Below are 26,420 nucleotides of genomic sequence, written 5' to 3' on the forward strand. Positions count from 1 at the left end.
CTTTTAAATTATGATTTAAATAATCTTAAAAATTTAAAATACCTATATTAAAAAATTGCTGCCCTATTCAGGATTCTTTTCAGAAATGATTTCTTCTCCTCTCCATATGCATATCCATACTTGTTTCCGTATCCAAAATTAGCCAGCTTTACATCGTTCAATACAAAACTTAAATTATGGAATTTGCCATTATCATTAGAGTCGATCGCAAACTGAAGCAGTTTTTTCTCGGTATAATCAGCCCGCACTACATATAGAGTAAGATCTGCAAACTTATTGATTAGGAACGTATCGGTAACCAGTAATGATGGAGCGGTATCTACGATCACATAATCGTACATAGCTTCAAGCTCTTCAAACATTTCTTTAGTTTTTGGCCTTCTCCATAACTCTGAAGGGTTAGGAGGAATAGTACCAGAAGGCAATAATTGAAGATTTGGATTTTCTGTTTTAGACTCTCTTATAAGATCTTTCAATTTTAAATTATTATTAGCTAGATAATCGCTCACACCAATATGCTCCCGTGCATCCTTTTCAAATCGTTGTAATTGAGGATTTCTAAGATCTGCTCCTACCAGCAAAACTTTCTTTCCAGTATTGGCTAAAGTAGCAGCAATGTTAAACGAAACCAGCGTTTTTCCTTCACCCTTTACTGTAGAAGTAATAAAAATTGAATTTCCACCTACCTTGTTTGTAGAATTTCCCATAAGATATTGAAGGTTCGTATGTAATATTCTGAACGATTCAGCCAGAACACTGCGATCATTTTTCAGAACCATCTCACTATCTTTTTTACTTACGTTCGGAATTTCACCGACTACTGGTATTTCCCTGGTTTGTTTCTCGATGTCATCTCTGCTTTTAACCTTATTACTAAATAAAGTCTTTACATAAATAAAAAGAAAAGGAAATATAACTCCTAAAATCAAGGCGACAAGAAAAACGATCGCTGGTTTAGGGGATACCGGGGTGATCGAGCTGTAAGCCCTGTCCACGATTTTAGCCTTCGGAGCCGTTACTGCCAAGCTTAATGAATTCTCTTCTCTTTTTCGAAGCAGAAATAAATACAAAGATTCCTTTATATTCTGCTGCCTTTCAATTCCTCTAAACTGTCTTTCTTTACCAGGAACTGCAGATATTTTTGAATTAATCACCGATCCCTGTCTTTGAAGTTCCTGTTGAGCTACTTTTAAATTAGACTCTAACCGCTCAAAACTTGATAGCACATTTCCCCGAATTTGTTCGATTTGATTATTCAATCTAACTACGATCGGGTTTTTCTTAGTAGAAGCGCTAAGAATACGATTTCTCTGTAGTACCAGATTATTGTATTCTTGAATGCTTGAGTTTACAGATTCTTCTTCAATTCCTAGATTTGCTGGTAATAGATCTGAACCTGAATCGCTTTCCAAGTAATCGATCATGGTATTGGCCAACTCTAATTGAGTTCCTACTTCCTGCTGACGCTTATTAAATTCACTTACATTCTCAATGAACATTTCAGATTCTGCTTCAATATCTGTGAGGCGATTTTCTTCTTTAAAATCTTCCTTACCAATTTCGACAGAATCCAGTTCATGATTTATAATTTGAAGCCGCTCATCTATAAAATTTGCGGTATTTCTGGCTACCAGGTTTTTGTCTTCTATAGCTTCACGATTGTATTCATAAACCAATTGATCGAGAATATTCTGAGCTTTTTCCTTTACGGCATCATCCAAACTCAATTGAATTAAACTTGAGTTTTTATCATTTTGATCGATTTGCAGTTTCTCCCGATAGTTCATCACTACGGTTTCTAGATTAGAAAACTGGATCTTTACCGTAGGGAGTTCATTCTCTTCATAAGTAATATAATCTTCATTTTTATTGACAATAATATCAGCAAAAGGAATTCCCAGTGGCTGCCCAAATTTTCCTTTAAAAACCTCTTCAGTTTCCGCATTAATAAGCTCAAATTGTTCTTCAGAAATTTTTCGAACTATAAACTGATTTGCACCGTCGTTAGAAAACATGGCTAGTTTTCGGTCGTTTAGCTGCAGAATCTGGGCTAAATATGGGGAGTTTAAATATAGTTCCGGACTCTGAATAGCATCTTCATTAAAATAGGTGACATTAAGATTAAGCTCCTTTACCACATTGCTCATGATTCGCTTAGAACTTAAAATACCTATCTCGTTCTCGATAGAATTAGCTCCCATTCCACTAAAAAAGCCCATATCGGCAAAAGCAGCCATTTCTGAAGATGGTCCTTTTCTTTCCTGGTCTTTAATGATTATGCTGGTGACAGTATGATATGTTGGAGAGGCTACTTTTAGATATATGAAAGCTAGACAAAGGCATACGATTACACCAACCAAAAACCAGGGCCAGCGCTTGATGTACTTTTCAAGTTCTTCTCTCATATCAATCTCATCTTCCAACGGAGGGATTGTTTGATTCTGTTGTGACATATTAGTTTGTAATTAAAACGGCTAATGAAATTAAAACTGAAGCGATAGAGATATAAACTCCTGCATTACGGTTATAGCTAGCAGATTGTATTTGAGCGCCATTGGGCTCTACATAAACAACATCATTCTGCTGCAAATAATAAAATGGTGAATTCACTACTCCCGGGTCTGTGAGATCAAGGTACTCATGAACCTTTTTACCATTTTCTTCTCTCATCACTAGCACATTATCTCTTTTACCGTAAATCGTAAGATCTCCAGCAAATCCCAAGGCTTTCGGAAGACTTAGGTATTCATCCCGTATATCGAAGGTTCCAGGCATGTTTACTTCACCTAAAACACTAACCTGGAAGTTTACCAGGCGTACATTTACGATAGGGTTTTGAACATATTCGGTTATTTCACCTTTCAATTTAGCAGAAAGCGCCTGACGTGTAAGTCCGGCTACCTCAACAGTTCCCAGGACCGGGAATTCGATGTTTCCATCAGAATCTACGAGATAGGTCTGCAACTGCTGCCTTCCATTTACAGAAAGTCCACCGAGCTCGGCACCACCCTGTGGTACTCCAACCACTGGAAGATTAAAAGGCAGGGCAGCCTCCTGTTCTGTAGCAGAAACGCTTATGGTTAAAAGATCGTTAGGTTTGATATTCAGACTTGAGTTGACATTTTTATCTAAATGATTTTCTGCTTCATCAAGCCCCTGGAAGTAAACAATTTCCTTGCGAGATACGCAGGAAGTTAAAATAATTGATGCCAGAAATGTTAGAAACATCGGCATGGAGAATCTGGGGTATTTCATTTTTTAATTATTGTTCTTTTGGGGTTTTACTTACTTCTTGCTCCTTTGAATGCAATAGATTTGAAGGCCAGCCAGAAGTATTTTACATCTGTTCTTAGAGGGGCTTTACTATATTCTTCTAAATATTTTAATTCTGAATCTATAATTTCTTCGAGTGTTTCCGGCATGTCTGCATAGAACGGTGGCAAAAGCCCTGGTTTCGTTCTTGTTCTTTTATCCTGAAGTTCTTTGGTATAAAGATTGAAATAATGCTTACTTAAAGGCCTTACACCAACAAGCTTTATATCTCCTCTAATAAGATTTATGAACATTGGAAATTCATCTAACCAGAACTTTCTAAAGATTTTACCCTCCTTCGAAATCCTGAAATCATTATTGAATTTCCCTCCATTCTGCAGGTCATTTTTTTGATATACATAATCCTGTAAATATTCAGAATAAGGATGCATGGTTCTAAGCTTGTAAACTTTAATAGGCTTCCCATTTTTACCAACTCGCTTCAGAATAATAAGAGGTCCAAAATTAGGACGAACATTGACAAGAGGCTCTTTTACTTTTTTTGCAATAAAATAGGTCTCCTCTCCTATTTCATATTCCTTGGTAATTTCAAAACCACAGGAATACAATCTTCCGAAAGCTTCGGCTTTGGAGAGAACTCTTCCTTTTGCCTTGGTAACACTGTAATAAACATTTTTGGAAAGAGGTAATTTTGGAAGAACCCTGTTTACAAGGATATCTCCGCCATGAATTAAATAGGTGAAAGGTTTGATTCTATTATTTAGCAGTCTAGATTTCCTTGAATTATATTCTTCAAACTTCCCGATAAGACTTCCGCCAGGCTCAAGTTTAGAATTGATTGTAGAAAGAAATTTATTCAGGTAGCGAACGTTGTTCAGTCGCTCTTCAAATATAATTTCATCATAGGTCCCATCTAATTTCTCTAATTCAGAAATAGAAGTATCCTCAACTACTTTGCAATTATTCTGCAGTTCGGTTTTTACTTCACGGGTATATGAGCTATCTCGAAATTGAAACTCTGGATACCTTGGAGAAATAAATTCAGGGTTAGACACAAAACTATTTATCATATATTCTGAATGAATTTTATGGAAACTTTTAAAAAGTGGCATTATCTTCAGACCACTTAGGAAGAGTGGTTAGAGATTAATCGTTCACAGATAAAGTTTGCAGCCTTTCCATTACCAAAGATTTGAGGAAAATCGATCTCAGCTTTATAAAATTTGCTGAAGGATTTCTTCATCAATTCTTTTTCTGAATCTATCAAAACACCTGCACCTGCTTCAATGATCTCTACCCATTCGGTCTCCTTTCTCATTACCAGGGCCGGTTTTTTAAAAAAATAGGCCTCCTTTTGAACACCTCCCGAATCTGTGATTATTAACTCAGCTCTCTTTTCCAGTTGAATCATGTCTAAAAAGGAAACAGGATCAACAATTTTAAAATGCTCATTATTTTGAATGAACTCTAAAACTTCTTCAGTAAGGCTTTTAAGTTTTTCCCTGGTTCTTGGATGAAGAGGCAAAACAATATTTATTTTGAATTCTTTCACAATATCAATGAGCCCATCGAAAATCTGAGACAACCTTTGAGGATCATCTGTATTATTGTTTCTATGCACGGTAACCAGTACGTATTCTTTATTCTCAAGTTCCAGATCTTTGATGATATCAGATTTCTCATCTGAGATCCTGGAAAAATAAAGTGAGTTATCATACATCACATCACCACAATGGAAAACAGCCGGATTATCAATGTTAGCGTCATTGATATTTTCTTTAAAGCCTTCCTTTAATAAATTCTGATATCCGGTTTTTGTAGGACTGAACAAATAAGTAGAAACATGATCGCACATGATACGATTGATCTCCTCCGGCATAGCTTTATTGAAAGACCTCAAGCCAGCTTCAATATGAACCACCGGAACATGAATTTTTGAGGCAGCTATTGCTCCGGCCAGGGTTGAGTTAGTGTCTCCATATAAGATTATACAGTCGGGATTTTCATCATTCAAAACATTTTCAATTCCCTGGATCATTGCTGCTGTTTGGGCGCCATGTAACCCTGAACCTACGTTTAGGTTATAATTTGGTTCCGGTATCTGTAGTTCTTCGAAAAAGATTTTAGACATATTCTCGTCATAATGCTGCCCGGTATGAACGATCACCTCTTCAATAGTTTCTGAATAATCTTCACGGATAGCCCTGCTTAAAGCTGCTGCTTTTATAATTTGCGGTCGGGCACCTACTATTGTAAGTATTTTTAACATATAAAACGATTTTGATAATCAGGTTTGGTCTTGATCATTTCCGCACTTTTTGGATAATCAGATATGAACCATTCTAAAAATGAAGTGACGTCTATTTTTTCACTAAGCATTTTTCTCCTTTTCTCCTGATATAGCTCAGTCATATTTTCTAAACTGAGAACCTCTGAAATTTTATTTATGATCGATTTTTCATCTCCAACCCGGAATCCATAGGTTAGTTCGTATTTATGTTCAAGCTCTTCGAGCACCGATATTCTTCCGGCAAAATCACTATATCTTATGGATGGCACTCCCAGCATTGCAGCTTCAACACTCATACTCTGACTATCACAGATCAATAATGATGAGAAAGCCAGTATGTGATGCATATCTTGTGGTGCGATATTGAGCTTGTACACTTCTAAATCCTTGTGAAGATCACCTTCCGCAGAAATATAAGGTTGTGAACCACTTTCTTCGATCATTTTCAACAACTGACCCAACAAGGTTTTATTTATTCCTTTGATTCCAAAATCATGGTGGGCAGTTAACTTAGCTAGCCTTATGATAACATACTTGCCTGCTAGCTTGTATTTTTCCTTAACAGATTCTTCTGGAGTAAATACATTTGGATGCAAATACCCTAACTTCATATAACCGCTATAGCCTACCTTTTTATTTTTCCATTTTCCCACATCACATACCTCTGGGCATAAAATATGTTTAGTAAATGGATAGGTTAGATCTCCAAGCGTCTTTACCACCTCGTAATCATCTTCTGTAATACTAATACAATTAATATGGAGCATATTGCCTAACTGTGCGATCGAGGCATCGGTACTGATCATTAGATCAGGACGATTTTTTATAATCTTTGGAAGAATCTTGAAATTTCTCTTAATTAGGCTTAATCCAATCTGTAGTTTCGAGCTACCTCTTTCCTGAGGTAAAATATTGATATATGAAAGCTGGTCGGCCTTTAAAAGATCTTCCAGCACATCCTTTGTCTTGATTAAAATTTGGACTTCAAAACCAGGCTTCTTCAACAGGCGCTTTATGGTAGCCCGTGCAAAAAGATACTGGGCCGGATGCCCGAAGTAAAACAGTATTCTCATCAATTTTTAATAGCCTTATATAGGTTTAGAAGCTTTTGTGCTATCACAGAAGATTCCAAATAAGCAATATCCTCTCTTCCGGAAGTCTTGTTTTTCTGAAACGCCTTTTCGATTTTCAGGGCGACATCTTTCCCATTGAAATCTGCTATAAAACAGCCAGTAGTTCCTCCTACTACATCTTTAACGTCTCCCACATCGGTTGATACAATTGGGCGGCAACAGGCCATAGCTTCTTTTATAACATTGGGAGATCCTTCCCATAGACTGGTTAATAAAACAACATCGGCCGAATTCAAATAAAATGGCACTTCTTCATTGGAAATATCATTCAGGTAATGCATTTCTAATGATCCATTTTCGAGTAAACCATATGACTCTTTTGCAAGGCTGAAATTTTTTTCAGGTCGGGCCGGATCGGCAGCAAACAGAATATGTGATTTTGTATTATCCCATTTGGTTTTTTCCAGGCATATTTTCCGGTCATACACTTTGAACCGGTCAAAATCAACCCCATTTGGAATAATACTTATCGGGATGTTCTTAAAATCCAATGATTCTTTCATATCATGAGATTTCACTATTACTGAATCCCAGAAAAACCTGGCAAAAAGATATATCCCCTTTTTTGAATTGCCTTTAGTCTTTACATCACTTCCCATTAGCGAAACTATCAAGGGTTTCGCTCCTGCCAGTGCTGCTACCATCCCACTTAAAGAATAATGCGCATGAACGATATCGTAATTATTATTTTTTAAATGTTTTCGGAGTTTACGAATTGAAGCAATATAGCCTGAAACTCCCTTACCTTTAATAAGAAAGTATTCCACAATACTCCCCTCCTTTTTCAGAGATACCCCCTGATTGAAGGTGATTGGTGAAATCCCATTGGACGAATTACCACTACTAACAAAAAGGATATTCATTAGGACTTAATGAAGTTTGCGATGGAAGAAGCGTATTCTTCTTCCAGATTACTCTTGCTATTTACCAGTTCAAATCCATTTTCTTTTTCAAGCCAATAATGATCAGATCGCATTAGGGTATAGGTGCCAAAGTGAACTGCCTGGAATTCGATTAAAAAGAAATCGCTTCCGTTAAAAGCAATATCCATGCTGATAATAGGCAGATTAACTTTTTTAAAAATCTCACTGGCATATTCTAATAGACCGTCTGGCAGTTCTCTTTCAAAAACTTTGATCCCGCTTCCGCTAGCCCTGAAATCATCCTTTTTTAACCCCCTTTTTAGAACATAGTATTTAGTGCCAAAGATCAACACCTTAAAATCACCGTCCAGTCCAGGAACGAAGTCCTGTAAAATAAATTTATTTCGGTACTTACTTTCTAATTGATATCCTGGATGTTTTATTGCTCTTAACCTGTCTTTGAGATCCAGAATAAAATTCTTAGTCCCTGAAATCTGCTTTATACTGGAAGATAATTCCGTTTTATCTGAGGATACTCCCACTCCTTTGCTCATAGCTCCTGCAGCTTTTTTAAAGACTACCGGATATTGCAAATCTTCAAACTGAGACTGAACCTCCTCATAGCAACCAAAGATTTTATTTTTAAGGATCTGCCTAGTTTGAGGAACTATCGATTTGATTAAAAGTTCCATAAAGACCTTATTATTATTTGCCTTTAGGTACCTGAATTCTGGAATTAGCCTTGCGCCATTCAATTCTAAATAATAAACTATATCCTCGATGTAGCTTTTATAAGACAGATTATGATCTTCACTGGATGTATAAAGCACATATTGGCCCATCCAGAAAGAAGCATCGAAATTCTGCACTTCTGAAAAGAACAGGAACTCAATTTCGACACCAATCTCCTGAAAATATTCCTTCAGCGCAGCTTTATCCATCCCAGACCGGTAAACTTCAGAATCGTATCGAGATAAAAAATTGCCTTTATAATCTTTTAAGCAGTAAATTTTCATTTAGAAGACTTAATTCTCCAGGTTTTTAATAAGATAGGACTTAGCATCTGGCATTTTGAGTATCGAATAATATAAGCCAAGAACAGAACCCAGAAAACTATACCTCAAAACATTGAATATTACACCGTTTATTCCACCGGATAGTGAAATAACGAAAGACAATAAAAATACGGCATAAAATGTGGCATTCAGGTAATCAAGTTTCTTTGAATATCCATTGAGTCCTAAAATCTTTCTTTTATAACGTATGAAAGTCATTAAAATAACTCCCTGAACTAAAAAGTATAAGGTTATTCCTAATAGCCCAGAACCATGTAACAACACATTATAGTCGGAATGCAATTGGCGACCGTTCCAATCACTTGCTGTACCGTATGTTCCCGGTGAATTGAATAATTCCTTTCCGAAAATACTATAAGGCACATCTTTAAATGAGAATATCTGATCAAATACAATAATTGTTTCCCTGTACCTTCCTTCCTTCTCAATAGAATTCGCCTGGAATCTATTGCTCCTGTTTTCAATTTGCTCGCTGAGTGTTTCAGAATAAAGTGGAAATGAAAATATTAGCAGAGCAAGAATTGCGACACCGCCCTTTATTAACTTCTTTTTCTTCTTCAGGGAGAAGAAAAGAATCATATATCCTGTTAATACCGCTAAGATGGATATTCTCTTTAAGGATACAACCAAGGTCACAAATACAACAATCCCTAAAAGAATGATCCACCACTTTCTTTTATTGAAAAAGAATAAAATCACGGGCAAAATTATCAGGGCGTATGCCATTGCGTTTAATCCTTCACTAAATATGTTTCCTGTGGTAATATCATCCCCATACCCTTTAAAGGAAATCCCAAGCGAGTTCATGACGATAAAATTGATCAGATACAGGATCATCAAAAGAATAAATGTGAGATTCATTCTTTTAAATAATTGAAAATTCCTTACTATCTGAAATGACACAGGAAGTATCATAAAGGTCATGGTTACCTTTAAAAAGGTTTTAAATGAAGCAAATACATCTGACGAGAAGAGAATTAATAAGCCTAGGAATGCTATATAACTGTATATCCACAGTGAAAATTTGTAGAAATCACTTTTAAATATCATTCTAAGTATAAACAGCAGGGCGAGACCAGGAACCACTACGGAAACCGCTCCTTGCTTAGGGAATACAATTCCAGCCAGACCTATATAGATAAAATAGATCAGGATAAAATTGAAAAAAAAGAACTTATCTAACTTCGCAGCTTTCAATTTTCTAAACCTTAATTGATTTTAACGGATTTAGTTTTCTAAAGTGATATTTGTAATAAATCCCACCTCCCAGAAGAATTCGGGCAAGGCTTAAATTTATAGCCGCTCCTAAAATCCCGAAATAATAGACCAATGGAAAGGCCAATAAAAATCCAGCAAATGAGACTTTTAGGGTATTGCTCATCACCAGTTTATCCTCTCGACGTACTATAAAATAATTTAAGCCGTAGATGTCGTATACAGAATAGCCAATAATTCCAATCACTAAAACGAGAAGAACATACACAGCATTCGAATAATCGATATTCAGGTACCAGAATATTAATTTACTACTCAAAAGAATGAGCAGGCACAGAGCAATCGAAACCGATAAAACCAATTGGCGATAACGCACAAATGCATCGCGATTCCTATTAAGTAATGGAAAAAACACCCTGGACACTATACTTAAGAGTCTCACCGCTAGATCTACGATTCTTTTAATTGCCGCATAATTTCCTACCATAATCGAAGTTCCAAATATTCCTAAAAGGAAAGTTGTGGAATTATTATAAAGGGTTGGCACAAACTGGTTGACAAACACTGGATAATTATCAAGAAGTACATTTTTTATCCTGGCCTGCTTTAGCCAAATAAATCTTAAATTAAAGTTTCTTACAAGAATTAGCTGTCCTATAAACCCAGCCATGATATAGCTTCCGCTGTACAGCAGAGGATAGATCCAGAAATCACCTGGCTTTTTTACGAATATAAAAATGCAGCAAGTAAAGAATAGCTTTATTCCTATATCCAGAAAGGATATATACTTCATTTTTTCTATACCCTGAAAAAACCAGTCGGGGAACAAGGCATGTCCCAACAATAATGGCATAGAAAGGAAAAATATCAGTCTATCATCCCAGAACGGAGCATACAGGAAAACTACAGTGGTTATAATTGAAAAAGAAAATAAGAGAAGAATCAATTTTACCGTAAGAACCCTGCTGTAGATCAGGTTTAGTTTTCTAGGATTCCCCCTGAATTTCGCCACATCTCTGGTAGCCGTGATCTTGAAACTGAAGTCAGTTACCGACTGAAAATATGCAACTAATGAAGAAGCCAGAACAATTATCCCATATTTTTCAAATCCTAGGACCCTCAAAATATAAGGCAATGTAACCAGTGGCAACAGCATCCCTACTAATTGCATGGAAGAGAGAGAAAAGAAATTATTTATCAATGTTCTCGCACTCCTATTACTAAATATTTCCCTTATTCTTTTGATCAATCCTGCTTTAATTTAAACAGCAACCTTTATGATTGATAAAACTCATCAAGCTTTTTTTCGAAAGGATGCACCGCCTTTTCTTTAGCCGCAAAAGGATGGTAATCTCCTTTTAATCCTATCACTTCAGCATTCCTAATGTCATGGACAATTTCAATGGCCTGCCTTGAATCTTCCAGACCATAGCCTCCTCCGTTTAAAATATCCTCGTAAACCTTAGTATGCAGATCGGTAAACCCCCCACTAAATTCAAGCTCCTCATCTTCAACCGTAATAGAACGAAAAGTCCTTTGACCTCTGATCTTGATTTCTTCAGGAAGTACATCATAATTGATAGATAAAAACCATCTAACCCTGGCCCTTTCAAATTCCAGATATCCCGCTGCTCTATCATGGGTATGAACATGGACATCATTCCTTTTTAATTTCCCAAAAATATATCCCAGCATATCATAGAAATGCACTCCTATATTTGTAGCAATTCCTCCTGACTTTGTTTTATCTCCCTTCCATGAAGTGTAATACCAGTTGCCACGTGAAGTAAGATATGTAAGGTCAACATCAAAAATCTTATCTTTTGGAGTAGCTTCAACCTTCTTTTTTAATTCAATGATACTTTCGTGCAACCTTAATTGAAGGATATTCCATATTCTCCCACCAGTCTGGCGTTCCATACGCCCAAGCGCATCCAGGTTCCAGGGATTTAACACTAAGGGTTTCTCACAGATGGCATCTGCCCCTCTCCTAAGCGCCATTCTTATATGAGAATCATGAAGATAATTTGGTGTACAGATACTAAAATAATCCGGGGATATATTTTGCTCATGCTTTAGCATTTCGATATGCCTGTCGAATCTTTCGGTTTCAACAAAAAATTCTGCATCTGGAAAATAACTATCCATGACCCCTACGCTATCAAACTTATCCAGTGCTGCAAGTAAAAGATTGTTGGTGTCTTTTATTGCCTTTAGATGTCTAGGAGCTATATAGCCTGAGGCTCCAATAAGGGCAAAATTTTTCATACTTGTGGGTGGTTAAGTTGTTGGAAATTAGATTATGGAATATTGAATAATTGCTCGGAAGAAGGTATCTATTTCTAGATTAGAAACTTTCTCTCTATGCTTCTATCCTGGTGATTTTCGAATCTTTAAGCTGGTACTTTTGTTTTGTTTCGGGACAAATTGCAAAGCCTTTTTCATCAAATTCAAGCCTATGGCCGTATTCGCTTACCCATCCGATTTGTTTTGCAGGGTTACCTACTACTAGCGCGTAGGCTGGAACTGCTTTAGTAATTACAGCCCCTGCACCAATAAACGCGTATTCTCCAATCTCATTCCCACAAACTATAGTGGCATTTGCACCAATGGAAGCGCCTTTTCTAACGATAGTTTTAGCGTATTCGGCCTTGCGATTTACAGCGCTTCTGGGGTTTATTACATTAGTAAAAACCATAGAGGGTCCAAGGAACACATCATCTTCACAAATAACCCCGGTGTAAATGGATACATTATTCTGCACCTTAACATTAGTACCAAGAACTACTTCTGGCGAGACCACAACATTCTGACCAATATTACATCGAGCGCCGATTTTACAATTAGGCATAATGTGAGAGAAATGCCAGATCTTCACACCTTTCCCTATGGTACAACCTTCGTCAATTACTGTCGAAGAATGGGCAAAATAATTTTCCATTTGATCTTTCATTATTTTTCTGAATTTTGGGAATAAAACAGGGCTTCGCCGCCGTGAGTCACATATGGTAACTCTCGTAAAAATTTTTGATAAAACCTGAGTGGATAATCCTAATCAAGGGCATGAATAGGATAAATGATAAGTAGGGTTAAGTTCAGGTTGTTTCTTTCAGCCGGCAAAGTTAATCTGAAATTTAAGTTAACACCAAACAGCAGATGTTAAAATTTTAACTTAAAATTCAAACTATTTAGCGAAAGTGTTTCGCTTGGCTAAAATCATTGAAGAATACTCACCAAATTAAGCTAATAACTGTGTTTTTTAAGTTAATTAAAACCTAACAAAATAACTTAACTCTCTAGCGTACAAATAGAAAGAAATAAAGAGCCATATGCCCTGAGGATTTAAAAAAAATGAAAAATTACCTGCTTGAGCAGCCTATTTAAAATTAGTTAAATACCATTTCAGAGTTTTTTCAATTCCGGTTTCAAAATCTTCTTCCGGCTTCCAGCCCAGTTCAGTTTTTATTTTGGAGGCATCTATGGCATACCTTCGGTCGTGTCCTGGTCGGTCTTTTACGAATTCTATTTGTTCCTTATAGCTACCGGAAGTTTTAGGTTTTTTCGCATCCAGGTGTTCACAGATAATGTTAGCAATACCAATATTATTCTTTTCGCCATCCCCACCAACATTATATACTTCACCGGACAGTCCCTTTTTAAAGGCCAGGTTGATCGCACGGCAATGATCCTGAACAAACAACCAGTCTCTTACGTTTTTACCATCCCCATAAATGGGAATTTTTTCTCCACTTAATGCTTTCCTGATTATGGTAGGGATCAGTTTCTCGTCATGCTGTTTAGGCCCGTAATTATTGGAACAATTAGTAATGAGCGTATCTAAGCCATATGTATGATGATAACTTCTCACCAACATGTCTGCACTGGCTTTACTTGCAGAGTAAGGCGAATTCGGCGCATATGGGGTAGTTTCCGTAAAAAGCCCTGTCTCCCCCAGGCTACCATATACCTCATCGGTAGAGATCTGGTGAAAACGACTACCTTCAAATTCCTTTTTATACCTAAAAGGTTCTTCCATCCAGGACTTATAGGCGATATCAAGAAGATTGAAAGTCCCGTTCACATTAGTTCTAATGAAAACCTCAGGATCGTGAATAGAGTTATCTACATGAGATTCGGCTGCAAAGTTGATCACTGCATTTATCTTAAAATCCTTGAAAATCTTTGAAACAAGATCTCGATTACAAATATCACCTTTAATAAAAGTATACTTCGGGTGCTCTTCTACAACTCTAAGGTTTTCAAGATTCCCTGCATAAGTAAGAAGATCAAGGTTAATAATCCTGGAATCAGGATATATAGCCAGATAATATTCGATAAAGTTGGAGCCTATAAATCCAGCTCCTCCGGTAACAAGAATAATCTCTTCTTTCTCCTTCATTTTACCACCTTATTTATTAGATATTGGCCATAAGAGCTTTTTTTCAAAGGCTCTGCAAGTTTCAATAAATCTTCTTTTGAAATATACCCCATGTTATATGCGATTTCTTCAAGACATGCCACCTTTAAACCCTGTCTTTTTTCAATTGTATGTACAAAATTGGAAGCTTCCAGCATAGATTCATGGGTGCCTGTATCCAGCCAGGCATATCCCCTGCTCAGAATTTCCATTTTCAATTTTAATTTTTTCAAATAAGCATCGATCACCGAAGTTATTTCCAATTCCCCTCGCTCACTCGGCTTGACTTTTTTCGCAATTTCCACTACTGAAGATGGAAAAAAATAAAGTCCCACAATCGCAAAATTATTCTTTGGTTTTTCCGGCTTCTCTTCAATACTTAAGACATTGCCGAAATTATCAAATTCGGCTACACCATACCTTTCAGGCTCATTAACATAATATCCAAAAATTGATGCTTTTCCTTCTTCCTGAACATTTTTAACGGAATTCTTTAGCAGACCTGTAAAACCATGACCATAAAAAATATTATCACCAAGCACCAGGGCTACATCATCATCGCCTATAAAATCAGCTCCAATGATAAAAGCCTGCGCAAGTCCTTCTGGTTTTTCCTGAATGGCATAATTGAATTGCATCCCTAAATCTGAACCATCCCCTAGCAACTTTTCAAAATTGGAAAGGTCATTGGGAGTTGAAATGATCAAGATCTCCCTGATCCCAGCCAGCATCAATACCGACAAAGGATAATAGATCATGGGTTTATCATAGATACTCAGCAACTGTTTGGAAACCCCCTTGGTAATAGGATATAACCTGGTGCCCGAACCTCCGGCAAGAATAATTCCTTTCATGAGCTAAAAGTAAGAAATAAAATAGTGAAGAAACAACCTACAATACATCCTGAATCCGGGCCGTTAAGGTCCAGCCAATATCAGGGAAGATCAGTTTAAGTTTTTTATTCCCAACCTCCTTAATGATCGCCTCCTTTTTAGTAAAACGTCCTGCTTTAATTTCCACTTTATCCCCGGCGTTCAAATCCCGTACTTCAAAGCCATCAAGCTTATCATTGTTCATCCAGGATCGTATCGCCTCAATTTCCTCATTTTTAGCTACTGCAGGTTCACCCAACCAGTTCAAAAATCCAAGCACTCCCGGAGCTTCGAAAACCTTATTCCTGTTTTTATCGTCTAGATTTGCAAATAAATAGGTTCTAAATAACGGAGTAGAAATCTTCCTCTTACGATCGCTCCATTGTCTTAGCTCGGTTATAACTGGACAATACACCTTTAATCCAATATTTTCTAGAATTTTAGCCGATTTGATCTCGTGCTGAGGTTTTGTACGAATTACATACCAGGGCATATACTGTTTTTAATTGTACTACAAAGAAACAAAATCTTAATACAAATGTTAAGGGGAAAAACAACCTCTTATACTATGAATATTTAATTAATTATTGTTAGTTAAATAAGATCATTTCAATTTTCAAAATTACTATAGGGCAGGAAATTTAGAATAAGAAAAGGGTAGTTTATAAAAGCGGCAAGGCTAGATGAATTTTTCTAAACTAAATCTATAAATAAAAAAAGCCCAAATCTTTCGATTTGGGTTTTTGTTGGCCTACTAGGGCTCGAACCTAGACTCTTCTGGACCAAAACCAGACGTGTTGCCAGTTACACCATAGGCCAATGCTTAAATGCGGATGCAAATTTAAAACAATCTTTAATCTACACAAACTTTTTACTGAAATTTTCCTGAAAAAATTTTCCTTTGTTCACCCCGATCCGTCTCCATCTTCATTTTCAGTTATTTCCAAAATAAAAGCATTTATCTGTCGTTTGTAAAGCATTCAGCATTTTATTATTAAATTCGCCACTTTAGTACAACTACGCTAATATTTATGACAGATCTTAACTTTGGCAAGTGGAACAAAATCCTCGGATGGCTGGTTTTTGTTATTGCTCTAATTACTTACACGCTAACTCTGGAACCTACGGCAAGTTTTTGGGATGCCGGTGAATATATTGCCACTTCGGCGAACCTTGAAGTGGGGCACCCACCAGGAGCTCCCTTTTATCAAATGATGGGAGCCTTTTTCTCAACCTTTGCTCCAGATGAAAGCCAGGTTGCCCTGATGGTGAATTTCATGTCTGGATTTGCCAGTGCTGTAGCGATCATGTTCATGTTCTGGTCTATTAGCATGCTGGTATTAAAAGTTGCCGGACCTGTCTCGAAACTTACCAATGGCAAAAAAATGGCCGTTCTGGGAAGTGCCCTGGTAGGCTCCTTGGCCTTCGCCTTTACCGATAGTTTCTGGTTTAATGCCGTGGAAGCGGAAGTTTATGCAATGGCCGCCTGCTTTATGTCGGTGATGTTTTATTTAGGACTTAAATGGGAACGTGACATGTTCACCCCACGTGGCAACCGCTGGATCATTTTGATCTCGTTGGTTATAGGACTTTCCTTCGGGGTTCACTTTATGGGACTACTTACCCTTCCGGCAATTGGGTTCCTATATTTCTTTAAGAATTATAAAAAGGTTACCGTAAAGAATTTTATCATCGCTAATATTGTGGTTGTAGCGGTACTAATGTTCATTTTTAAACTGCTTCTACCTTATACACTTACTTTTTTCTCGGCTTCTGAACTATTCTTCACCAACAGCCTGGGAATGCCTTTCAATACAGGAACCATTATCGCGTTGCTCGTAATAATTGCTGCCTTCTATTTCGGGATAAATTATACCAGGAAGAAAAATCTTTATAAATACAACACCCTTTTACTTTGTATTCTTTTTGTTTTAATAGGATTCTCAAGCTGGGTGATGCTCCCAATTAGAAGTAATGCCCCTACAGTGATCAACGAGAACAGTCCTGATAACGCTCGTGAACTTTTAGCATACTATAACCGTGAACAATACGGCGAAACTCATCTTTTTTATGGACCACAATGGTCTGAAATGTATTCAGGGCTGGATGCTGAAAACCCATATGAAGATGCCAAACCTAAATATGAAAAGGACGAAGAACTGGGTAAATATGTGATCGTTAACGATTATAAAAATGCCAAGCAGAATCTGGACGACGATCATAAAGCCATACTTCCGAGAATGTGGAGTACCGAGCATGCTGTAAATTACATGGAGTTTACTGGTCCCCTGGATTTCAAGATCAAACCTGAATACCAGGGAGAGGAAAGATTACAACAGGCCGTGAATGAGTTCAGGAACCAGTTCTCCAGAGGAGAAAGGGATATGGAAGATTACCATAGTTTCCTGCAGCAGTTCAGCGAATATATAATCGTTGAAAAACCGAGTTTTGCTTCTAATATTGGCTACCTCTTAGAGTACCAGATAGGCTATATGTACTGGAGGTATTTTATGTGGAACTTCACCGGTAGACAGGATGATATTCAGGGTAAATACACCGATCTTCATGGAAACTGGATAAGCGGAATTGATTTTATAGATGAGATGCATATTGGCAGCCAGGACGAATTGCCTTCTGACGCTAAAAATAATAAGGCCAGGAATACTTATTTCTTCCTGCCATTCATTCTTGGATTAATTGGACTTGTCTTCCATTTAAAAAGGGACAAGAAGAATTTCTGGGTTTTGATGGTATTTTTCCTGTTTACTGGAATTGCTTTAAAAATATACCTGAATGAACGCCCATTCGAACCACGGGAAAGAGATTACGCCCTTGTAGGCTCATTCTATGTTTTTGCCATCTGGATTGGATTCGGTGTTTATGCTCTTTTTGATAAACTTCGAGCAGCTATAAGTCCGAAGATCGCAGCTCCTGTTGTGATCGCGGCTAGTTTACTTTGCGTTCCTGTTCTTCTGGCTTCTGAAAACTGGGATGATCATGACCGTTCTGGAAGAGACACTGCTTTAACCATGGCTAAAATGTACCTGGATTCGGTAGATGAAAATGCTATTCTCTTCACTATTGGTGATAATGACACCTTTGCTCTCTGGTACGTACAACAAGTTGAGAAGTACCGAACCGATGTAAGGATAGTGAACACAAGCTTATTGGCAACAGACTGGTATATAGACCAGATGAAACGCAAGGCATTCGAAAGTGATGCCTTACCATCTCAGCTGGAAAATGAGTTCTATAATGGTAAAAATGATGCTATTTTCTTAAGAGAAGTTACCCAGGATACAATTCCTATAAGCACCTGGATGAATTATGTTGAAAATGACGATCCTCGTACTCAGGCAGAATTACAGAGCGGAACTTTCATCAATACCTTCCCTTCTCGATATGTTCGAATTCCGGTGAATAAGCAAACCGTTCTTGAAAACAATATCGTGGATGAATCTGAAGCTGATGAGATCGTAGATCATATCGATATTGCGATTGGCGACCAGGTTCTCTATAAGAATAGAATACTTATGCTGGATATCCTGGCGAATAACAACTGGGAGAGACCTATCTACTTCACCGGTGGAAGTTTTGGTGATGACGATTATCTGTGGATGAAGGATTACCTTCAGCTGGAAGGTGTCACCTACAAATTAGTACCGATTCGCACACCTCTTAATCCTAGAAATCCATTCGATATGGGTAGGGTGAATACTGAAAAGATGTACAACATCGTGAAGAACTGGGATTGGGGTAATATGGGATCTGACGATATCTACCACGATCCGGAGACCCGAAAAAATTCAATTACCTACAGAAGCAACCTGGCCAGGCTTACTGAAAACCTCCTGAATGAAGGTGATACCATTCATGCCAGAGAGATCCTGGATCTTGGGATGAAACATATGCCAGTTGAGCATTTTGAATATTACACTTTACTGGAACCTTTCATTACAGGTTATTATGAAGTTAACCAGCCTCAAAAAGCACGTGAGATCTGGGAAAAAGTTGCCTCAAAATATCAGGAGAACCTAAAATTCTACAGCAATTGGGAGGTTGACCGACAGTACAGATATGCCGATGACATCATTACAGATATGGAACGTTATCGTGGCCTGGTTGATATGATGATGGCTTACGGAGACCGTGAAACAGCAAGAAAAAAAGCTGAAGAATTCAACCAGTACCTGAAATTGTTCAGGCATTTTTACAGAGAAGATGAAGAAATGGATGCCGATGTCATGTCTCCTGAAGAGGAGATCATGGAGGCTCTGGATGGGGCAACCCCGGTTGAAACTAATCTGGACTCTACTGCTTTAGATTCAGTAGAGGAAGAATAACTGAAAATCAATTGATTATAAAAGTCGGTTTACTATCTTTAGGTGAACCGACTTTTTTATTTATTAAATTCTCGCAATTCAATTCAGACATGAAGTATATCCGGGCGAAATATCCTCTCATCCTTAAAATGCTTTATCCGGGAAGGATCTCTAAGGTAAAACATACAAATGCCATTTATCTTACTTTCGATGACGGGCCCATTCCAGAAGTCACTCCCTGGGTCCTGGATACTCTTGCTAAATATGATGCTAAAGCAACCTTCTTTTGCATTGGTGAGAATGTGAAAAACCATCCGGAAATTTTTCAAAGGATACAGGAAGAAGACCATTGTATTGGCAATCATACCTATAATCATTTTAATGGCTGGAAAACCCCCACTTCAACCTACATCGAAAATACTTTTCTGGCTGAAGAAACCATGAAAGATCATACCTCCAATCCCGACTCTGAAGACAACCAAAAGGATAAGCCCTCTTTTAGATTTTTCCGCCCTCCATACGGGAAAATAAAAAATTCACAGGCGAAAGCGTTAAAAAAGCAGGGATATGAGATCGTTATTTGGGATGTGATTAGTGGAGATTATAACCCGGAATTTTCAGCAGAAAGCTGTTTTAAGAATGTAATTGATAATACGGTTCCTGGAAGCACCATAGTTCTCCATGACAGTATTAAAGCAATGAAGAACCTGAAGATCATTCTTCCGCAGATCTTAGAACATTATAAAGAAAAGGGGTTCGAGTTCAGGAGTCTTAAAGATGCTCTTTAAGCAGACCTATAAGAGTATTGGCGTCCTGCTCACCACTGTGCCTCCATTTCATTTCCCCGGATTTGTAGATCATTAGGGTTGGAAGACCTTTAACTCGGAGCGCTTCAGCCAACTGGGAATTCTTATCCACATCAATTTTAATAACTTTCGCCTTGTCACCCAAAGCCGCAGCAACATCCCTCAACACTGGATGCATGGCTACCGAGGCTTCGTTCCATTCAGTATAAAAATCCAAAAGAACGGGTATATTTAAGTCTACTAATTCACCAAATTTTGACATAATTCAGGATTTAATTTTAGCTTATGGTTTTCACCACTTATGCCGGTGTTAATCAAATATAGGAAATTCTTGTAATTAAGCGGGTTTACTGCCCTTTTTCAGTTCAATGACACTAATCTCCGGCCATATTCCCACGCGACCGGGATACGCAAGAAAACCAAATCCACGGTTCACATTAATGTATCTTCCGGCTTCCTCGTAGATTCCGGCCCAGTGTTTATACCTGTATTGAACGGGACTCCATTTGAACCAACCCGGAATTTCGATCCCGAACTGCATCCCATGGGTATGACCACTCATGGTTAAATGATACTTTTTAGGATGGTTCTTCACTTCCTCTTCCCAGTGAGACGGATCATGACTGAGAAGGATCTTAAAATCATCATCATTTACACCTGCACCTGCTTTATCCAGATCACCAGCTTTCTTAAATCCTCCAGCACCCCAGTTTTCCACTCCAACCAGAGCAATTCGCTGACCATTCTTTTCTATAAACCTGTTTTCGTTTAACATCAGGTTCCAGCCCATCTCGGAATGGGTATTTTTAAGATTTTCGAGATTCTGCTCTTTCGCCGCCTGGCTTTCCCAATTATGATAATCGCCATAATCATGGTTCCCCAAAATTGAATAAACTCCATCGGGAGCCTTTATCTCTGAAAATAGCTCTTTCCAGCCATCCATTTCCGAAGCCTTATTATTTACCAGGTCACCGGTAAAGACCACCATATCACTGGCCTGTTCTTTCAGCAGCTCAACGCCATATCTAATTTTATTCTTATTAGCGAAACTACCGCTATGCACATCACTGATCTGGCTGATTCGATAACCGTCAAAAGCATCGGGAAGATCTTCAAAATAAAGGGTGTACCTCAACACCCGAAAATTATATTTTCCCTTATACATTCCGTAGAGAAGTCCGGCGAAAGGAATTGCCGCCAGTCCAAGAGCTATGGTACTAATGAATTTTCGGCGAGAGGGGATCTCGAAACTTTCAGAAGAGCCGAATAGTTTTTGAATTCCCGCCACAGGTAACCTAACCACATCCTCTCCAAGCAAGATCAGGGAAAGCACTATTTTACCAACAAAGAACGCCAGAAAAAAGCCAATCGCATAACCACGGCCTCCCCCAAAACCATCATTTGGTGCAGGCTGATTAAACTGGTAGAAAAGATTAAAAATTACAATAGCCGAGCAGATGAAATAGATCACTGCCACCCATATATTTTTGGAAAAGACTCTAATAGACTGATAGGCATAAAGATCTACAAGCAGGTAGATTGCGGCAAGTATAAACCAACGCATTAAAACAATTTTTTACGAAGATAAGTCTAATCAATAACCAAACTGGATCATTAACGATAATTTAATCTAATCGTTTAGAAGCCTTTCTCGATATTATTCCCGCATTTGTTCTGTTTAGTTTCTGGGGCTATATTTATAAAATCATTATTAATACAAAATGAAAAGAAGAAATTTTATCAGGAAAACTGGAATAGCCGGTGCTGCTTTAAGTACTGTTCCTTCTCTTTTTTCTAAACCAATAATTAATGAAATGAGTATTACCAATAAATATCCGGTTGCGGTTGCAACCTGGAACTTTCAAAACGCCACAAAAATGGCGGGAAGTATTTTAGAACAAGGGGGCTCTGCCCTGGACGCTGTTGAAAAAGGCGTCATGGTAGAGGAAGCTAATCTAAAAAATACCACCGTTGGAAATGGTGGTGCTCCAGACCGAGACGGAAATGTAACCCTGGATGCCTGCATTATGTCTCCCGATGGAAACGCCGGCTCTGTTGTATATCTTAAAGAAATCGAACACCCGGTATCTGTGGCCAGGAAGGTCATGGAAGAAACCCCGCATGTGATGCTGGCCGGTGAAGGAGCTCTGCAATTCGCCATTCAGCAGGGATTTAAAAAGAAAAACCTATTGACTAAAGAATCTGAAAGAGCCTGGAAAGAATGGCTGGAACATAAAGAATATAAACCAATCATAAATATCGAAAATCACGATACTATTGGCATGCTATGCCTTGACGAAAAGGGTGATATTGCAGGAGCCTGTACCACCTCTGGGCTTTCTTATAAAATTAATGGTCGTGTTGGAGACTCCCCTATTATTGGAGCAGGTTTATTCCTGGACAATAAAGTTGGAGGCGCTGTAGGAACTGGCATGGGCGAGGCGATCATGAAAAGCGTAGGAAGTTTTTTGATCGTAGAATTAATGCGACAGGGAAAAACCCCACAGGAAGCTTGCGAAGAAGCTGTTGATAGATGCGTCAACCAAAATCAGAATTACAAAGATTTTCAGGTGGCGTATATAGCTATGAACAAACAAGGTGAAATTGGCTCTTACTGCATTCATAAAGGATTTAGTTACGCAAGGTTTCACGATGGGGAAAGCACCAACAACCAGAGTGATTCCTATTTAGATTCATAATTCAGGGATTTATCCCTGCTTACTTGAGCGGGAGTGATTTTATCTTTGTAGTTTTGAAATATTCTCAATTGTATATTTAAATAATTCCAATGGCCGATCAAAAACGCCTTTTTCTACTAGACGCATACGCTTTAATTTTCCGTGGATATTACGCATTTATAAAGAATCCAAGGATCAATTCAAAGGGATTCAACACCTCTGCGATCATGGGTTTTACCAATTCTCTATTCGATGTGATAAGAAGGGAAAAACCAGATCACCTGGCCGTATGTTTCGATAAGGACGGAAGTAAGGAAAGGACCGAAATGTTTGCTGAATATAAGGCAAACAGAGATGAAACTCCAGAACCTATTCGCGAGGCCATCCCAATTATTCAGGACATCCTGAAGGCCATGCACATCCCGGTAATTGAGTCTCCGGGGATGGAAGCCGACGATATCATAGGAACCCTTGCAAAACAGGCTGAAAAGGAGAACTATAAAGTATACATGGTCACTCCAGATAAAGACTTTGCCCAGCTGGTTTCTGAGAATATTTTTATGTATCGCCCTGCGAGAATGGGTAATGGTATCGAGATCTGGGGAATTCCGGAAGTTCAGAAGAAGTTTGAAGTGGAAAGACCGGAACAGGTAATCGATTTCCTGGGGATGATGGGAGATTCTGTAGACAATATTCCTGGCCTTCCCGGAGTTGGTGAAAAAACTGCTAAGAAATTCCTGAAGAAATATGGCAGCATGGAAGGTCTTCTCGAAAATACAGACGACCTGAAAGGAAAGATGAAAGAAAAGGTGATCGATAATGCTGAATTGGGCCGCTTATCTAAAAAACTAGCTACTATTTTCACCGATTGTGATGTAAAATTTCATGCTGATGATTATGAACTTTCTAAGCCAGATGCTGAAAAAGTTCAGGAAATCTTCGAAGAACTTGAATTCAGGAGACTTAAGGACCAGTTTATAAAACTGTTCAGCGGAAACGAAGAAACAACCCAAACCCAGGTGACGAACTCACCTTCAGCTAAAAAGAATGCCCAGGCCACTGCCGGGGCTGGACAATTTTCTTTGTTTGGCGGCGACGGAGAAGAAATAGAAAGAACTTCTTCCAGAACCAATCTTTCAGACACTCCTCATTTTTACCAGTCTCTGAATACTGAAATGGCCAGAAAGCTATTTATTGACCGACTTTTAAAACAGAAAAGCGTTTGTTTCGATACTGAGACTACCAGTTTGAATCCGTTGGAGGCTCAATTGGTTGGGATCGCTTTCTCCTGGGAAGCCGGAAAAGGATTTTACCTCCCTTTCCCTGAAGACAAGGAAGAAGCTCAGAAACTCATCGAGGAGTTAAGAGAATTCTTCGAAAATGATAAAATTGAAAAAATAGGTCAGAACCTAAAATATGACATCGAGGTTCTGGATAAATATAACCTGGACGTAAAAGGGCCGCTTTTCGACACCATGATCGCCCATTACCTAATCAATCCAGATATGCGCCATAATATGGATGTTCTGGCTGAGACTTATCTGAATTATACTCCCCAACCCATTACAGAGTTAATAGGCAAAAAAGGAAAGAATCAAGGCAACATGAGGGATGTTGCGCTAGATAAGCAAACTGAATATGCCTCAGAAGATGCCGACATCACTTTTCAACTGAAGAACTTTTTTGAAAAAGAACTGGACGAAGCCGAAACCAGGAAATTATTCAACGAGATCGAAATTCCACTGCTAAAGGTCCTGGCCGATATGGAACTGGAAGGTATCAGATTGGATGAGAAATATTTAAAATCTCTTTCCGAAGCACTGGCATCAGACATAAAAGACCTGGAAGCTAAGATTTATGAAGCTGCCGGCGAAGAATTTCTTATAAGCTCACCTAAGCAACTAGGGGTCATATTATTTGAAAAAATGGCACTGGTAAAAAAACCGAAAAAGACCAAAACTGGACAGTATTCCACCAGTGAAGATGTGCTTTCCGGCCTGGCTGATGAGCATGATATTGTTAGACATGTGCTGGATTTCCGAGGTTTGGTTAAACTTCAGAACACCTATGTAGATGCACTGCCAAACCAGGTTGAGAAAACCACCGGCAGAGTTCATACAGATTATGTACAAACCACGGCCGCAACGGGAAGACTGAGCTCTAACAACCCAAACCTTCAGAATATTCCTATAAGAACTGAAAGGGGAAGACAGGTTAGAAAAGCATTTGTTCCGCGTGATGAAAACTATGTTTTACTAGCTGCCGATTATTCTCAAATAGAACTCAGGATCATTGCCGCTTTAAGTGAGGAGGAAAATATGATCCAGGCCTTTCAAAACGGAGAGGATATTCATGCTTCCACGGCCGCCAAGGTATTCAATGTACCACTAAAAGATGTTACCCGTGAACAAAGGAGTAATGCGAAAACTGTTAATTTCGGGATCATCTATGGAGTTTCTGCCTTTGGATTAAGCAACCAAACTTCGCTTTCCAGAAGTGAAGCCAAGGAATTGATTGACACTTATTATAAGACCTACCCAAAACTGAGCAATTTCATTGCAGACCAGGTAGAATTTGCCAGGGAACATGGTTATGTTTCTACGGTTCTTGGCCGAAGAAGATATTTAAAAGATATTAACTCGAGAAACCAGGTAGTTCGTGGTGCTGCAGAACGTAATGCCGTGAACGCTCCTATTCAGGGCAGCGCTGCCGACATTATAAAACTGGCGATGATCAACATTCATAGAAAACTGAAGGAAGAGAATTACAAAACCAAAATGTTGCTTCAGGTGCATGATGAATTGGTATTCGATGCTCATAAAGATGAACTGGAAAAAGTTCAGAAGATGATCAAGTCTGAAATGGAGAATGCCTATAAGCTTGAAGTTCCACTGGATGTAGACCTTGGAACCGGGCAAAACTGGCTGGAAGCGCATTAATATTTACAATATGAAAAAAGGAATTTTCATTTTTTGTTTTGTTTCAGTTTTACTTTCCTGCGAGGAAAACAAAAAGATCAGCTCTTACGATCCGGTAAACTGGTACGAAAGAAGCGCTGCAATTTCCCATTTTGATTCTCTTGAAAAAGGAAGTTCATACCTGTCTGTTTATTCGGAAATTTACAGCCAGACAGAACACAGGACTCATAATCTTACCGCCACGGTAAGCATGAGAAATATAGATACCAAGGATACCCTTTATGTGGAGAAAGCGGAATATTTCAACACTCACGGAGAACCAATTAGAATATACTTTGAAAATCCTATTTACGTAGCGCCCTTGGAAACTGTGGAGATCGTTGTCGATGAAACAGACATGGAAGGCGGAACTGGAGCAAATTTCGTTTTTGAATGGGCGAAAAAAAGTAATGCTCCCGACCCACTTTTCGAAGGGGTGATGATTTCAACTTCGGGTCAGCAAGGGCTGTCATTTACCAGCCAGGGAGTACGTATAAAATAGATTGGAAAAATTTTAC

Annotated in this window: 21 protein-coding genes and 1 tRNA gene; 5 read left to right on the top strand and 17 right to left on the bottom strand. The window is 38.3% G+C overall.

The window, feature by feature from the left end; translation table 11 throughout:
• Nucleotides 1–47 precede the first annotated feature (47 nt).
• From ML462_RS02205 to ML462_RS02275, 15 genes are all read right to left on the bottom strand, one after another.
• Nucleotides 48–2,453: a GumC family protein gene (locus ML462_RS02205; RefSeq protein ID WP_240712096.1), complete on the bottom strand. Its 2,406-nt coding sequence runs from the start codon at nucleotides 2,451–2,453 to the stop codon at nucleotides 48–50.
• A gap of 1 nt (nucleotide 2,454) precedes the next feature.
• On the bottom strand, nucleotides 2,455–3,255 hold the full coding sequence (locus ML462_RS02210) for a polysaccharide biosynthesis/export family protein (RefSeq protein ID WP_240712097.1): 801 nt from the start codon (nucleotides 3,253–3,255) through the stop codon (nucleotides 2,455–2,457).
• A gap of 26 nt (nucleotides 3,256–3,281) precedes the next feature.
• Complete coding sequence (locus ML462_RS02215; protein ID WP_240712098.1) at nucleotides 3,282–4,343, bottom strand: sugar transferase; 1,062 nt, start codon at nucleotides 4,341–4,343, stop codon at nucleotides 3,282–3,284.
• Nucleotides 4,344–4,399: 56 nt separating this feature from the next.
• A complete protein-coding gene (wecB, locus tag ML462_RS02220; protein ID WP_240712099.1) occupies nucleotides 4,400–5,542 on the bottom strand; it encodes a non-hydrolyzing UDP-N-acetylglucosamine 2-epimerase in 1,143 nt (380 codons plus the stop codon).
• Nucleotides 5,536–6,639, bottom strand: a complete 1,104-nt coding sequence (locus tag ML462_RS02225; protein ID WP_240712100.1) for a hypothetical protein — start codon at nucleotides 6,637–6,639, stop codon at nucleotides 5,536–5,538. Before ML462_RS02225 ends, wecB begins: the two co-directional genes overlap by 7 nt.
• Nucleotides 6,636–7,559, bottom strand: a complete 924-nt coding sequence (locus ML462_RS02230; protein WP_240712101.1) for a glycosyltransferase — start codon at nucleotides 7,557–7,559, stop codon at nucleotides 6,636–6,638. Before ML462_RS02230 ends, ML462_RS02225 begins: the two co-directional genes overlap by 4 nt.
• Nucleotides 7,559–8,575, bottom strand: coding sequence for an ATP-grasp domain-containing protein (locus ML462_RS02235; RefSeq protein WP_240712102.1), 1,017 nt, complete (start codon nucleotides 8,573–8,575; stop codon nucleotides 7,559–7,561). The genes ML462_RS02230 and ML462_RS02235 overlap by 1 nt, the downstream gene beginning before the upstream one ends.
• Before the next feature lie 9 nt (nucleotides 8,576–8,584).
• On the bottom strand, nucleotides 8,585–9,442 hold the full coding sequence (locus tag ML462_RS02240) for a hypothetical protein (RefSeq protein WP_240712103.1): 858 nt from the start codon (nucleotides 9,440–9,442) through the stop codon (nucleotides 8,585–8,587).
• A gap of 394 nt (nucleotides 9,443–9,836) precedes the next feature.
• Nucleotides 9,837–11,099 carry an oligosaccharide flippase family protein gene (locus tag ML462_RS02245; RefSeq protein ID WP_240712104.1) on the bottom strand — a complete coding sequence of 421 codons (1,263 nt, stop codon included), beginning with the start codon at nucleotides 11,097–11,099 and terminating at the stop codon, nucleotides 9,837–9,839.
• A gap of 26 nt (nucleotides 11,100–11,125) precedes the next feature.
• Nucleotides 11,126–12,118: a Gfo/Idh/MocA family protein gene (locus ML462_RS02250; protein WP_240712105.1), complete on the bottom strand. Its 993-nt coding sequence runs from the start codon at nucleotides 12,116–12,118 to the stop codon at nucleotides 11,126–11,128.
• Between the two features lie 94 nt (nucleotides 12,119–12,212).
• The gene (locus ML462_RS02255; protein WP_240712910.1) at nucleotides 12,213–12,791 is read right to left on the bottom strand and encodes an acyltransferase; all 579 of its coding nucleotides are present in this window, start codon (nucleotides 12,789–12,791) and stop codon (nucleotides 12,213–12,215) included.
• Between the two features lie 435 nt (nucleotides 12,792–13,226).
• Nucleotides 13,227–14,249: a dTDP-glucose 4,6-dehydratase gene (gene rfbB, locus ML462_RS02260; protein ID WP_240712106.1), complete on the bottom strand. Its 1,023-nt coding sequence runs from the start codon at nucleotides 14,247–14,249 to the stop codon at nucleotides 13,227–13,229.
• Nucleotides 14,246–15,121, bottom strand: coding sequence for a glucose-1-phosphate thymidylyltransferase RfbA (rfbA, locus tag ML462_RS02265; protein ID WP_240712107.1), 876 nt, complete (start codon nucleotides 15,119–15,121; stop codon nucleotides 14,246–14,248). The genes rfbB and rfbA overlap by 4 nt, the downstream gene beginning before the upstream one ends.
• Before the next feature lie 37 nt (nucleotides 15,122–15,158).
• Entirely contained in the window at nucleotides 15,159–15,632 is a 474-nt protein-coding gene (locus tag ML462_RS02270; protein WP_240712108.1) for a UpxY family transcription antiterminator, read from the bottom strand.
• Nucleotides 15,633–15,885: 253 nt separating this feature from the next.
• Nucleotides 15,886–15,958: transfer RNA gene (locus ML462_RS02275), tRNA-Gln, on the bottom strand.
• Between the two features lie 212 nt (nucleotides 15,959–16,170).
• Here ML462_RS02275 and ML462_RS02280 point away from each other — a divergent pair.
• A complete protein-coding gene (locus ML462_RS02280; RefSeq protein WP_240712109.1) occupies nucleotides 16,171–19,482 on the top strand; it encodes a DUF2723 domain-containing protein in 3,312 nt (1,103 codons plus the stop codon).
• A gap of 89 nt (nucleotides 19,483–19,571) precedes the next feature.
• Nucleotides 19,572–20,249 carry a polysaccharide deacetylase family protein gene (locus tag ML462_RS02285; RefSeq protein ID WP_240712110.1) on the top strand — a complete coding sequence of 226 codons (678 nt, stop codon included), beginning with the start codon at nucleotides 19,572–19,574 and terminating at the stop codon, nucleotides 20,247–20,249.
• Here ML462_RS02285 and ML462_RS02290 read toward each other — a convergent pair.
• Together ML462_RS02290 and ML462_RS02295 are read right to left on the bottom strand one after the other, a co-directional pair.
• Entirely contained in the window at nucleotides 20,233–20,529 is a 297-nt protein-coding gene (locus ML462_RS02290) for a thioredoxin family protein (protein ID WP_240712111.1), read from the bottom strand. The two genes, ML462_RS02285 and ML462_RS02290, sit on opposite strands and share 17 nt — an antisense overlap.
• A gap of 75 nt (nucleotides 20,530–20,604) precedes the next feature.
• Nucleotides 20,605–21,831, bottom strand: coding sequence for a metallophosphoesterase (locus ML462_RS02295; protein WP_240712112.1), 1,227 nt, complete (start codon nucleotides 21,829–21,831; stop codon nucleotides 20,605–20,607).
• Between the two features lie 157 nt (nucleotides 21,832–21,988).
• On the opposite strand from ML462_RS02295, the gene ML462_RS02300 reads away from it, so the two are divergent.
• From ML462_RS02300 to ML462_RS02310, 3 genes are all read left to right on the top strand, one after another.
• Nucleotides 21,989–22,966 (top strand): isoaspartyl peptidase/L-asparaginase family protein, encoded by a 978-nt coding sequence (locus tag ML462_RS02300; RefSeq protein WP_240712113.1) that lies wholly within the window; start codon nucleotides 21,989–21,991, stop codon nucleotides 22,964–22,966.
• Between the two features lie 89 nt (nucleotides 22,967–23,055).
• Nucleotides 23,056–25,884 carry a DNA polymerase I gene (gene polA, locus ML462_RS02305; protein WP_240712114.1) on the top strand — a complete coding sequence of 943 codons (2,829 nt, stop codon included), beginning with the start codon at nucleotides 23,056–23,058 and terminating at the stop codon, nucleotides 25,882–25,884.
• Between the two features lie 10 nt (nucleotides 25,885–25,894).
• Nucleotides 25,895–26,404, top strand: coding sequence for a DUF3124 domain-containing protein (locus ML462_RS02310; RefSeq protein ID WP_240712115.1), 510 nt, complete (start codon nucleotides 25,895–25,897; stop codon nucleotides 26,402–26,404).
• Nucleotides 26,405–26,420: the final 16 nt, after the last annotated feature.

It is taken from the genome of Christiangramia lutea (genome assembly GCF_022489035.1).
Lineage (GTDB): Bacteria > Bacteroidota > Bacteroidia > Flavobacteriales > Flavobacteriaceae > Christiangramia > Christiangramia lutea.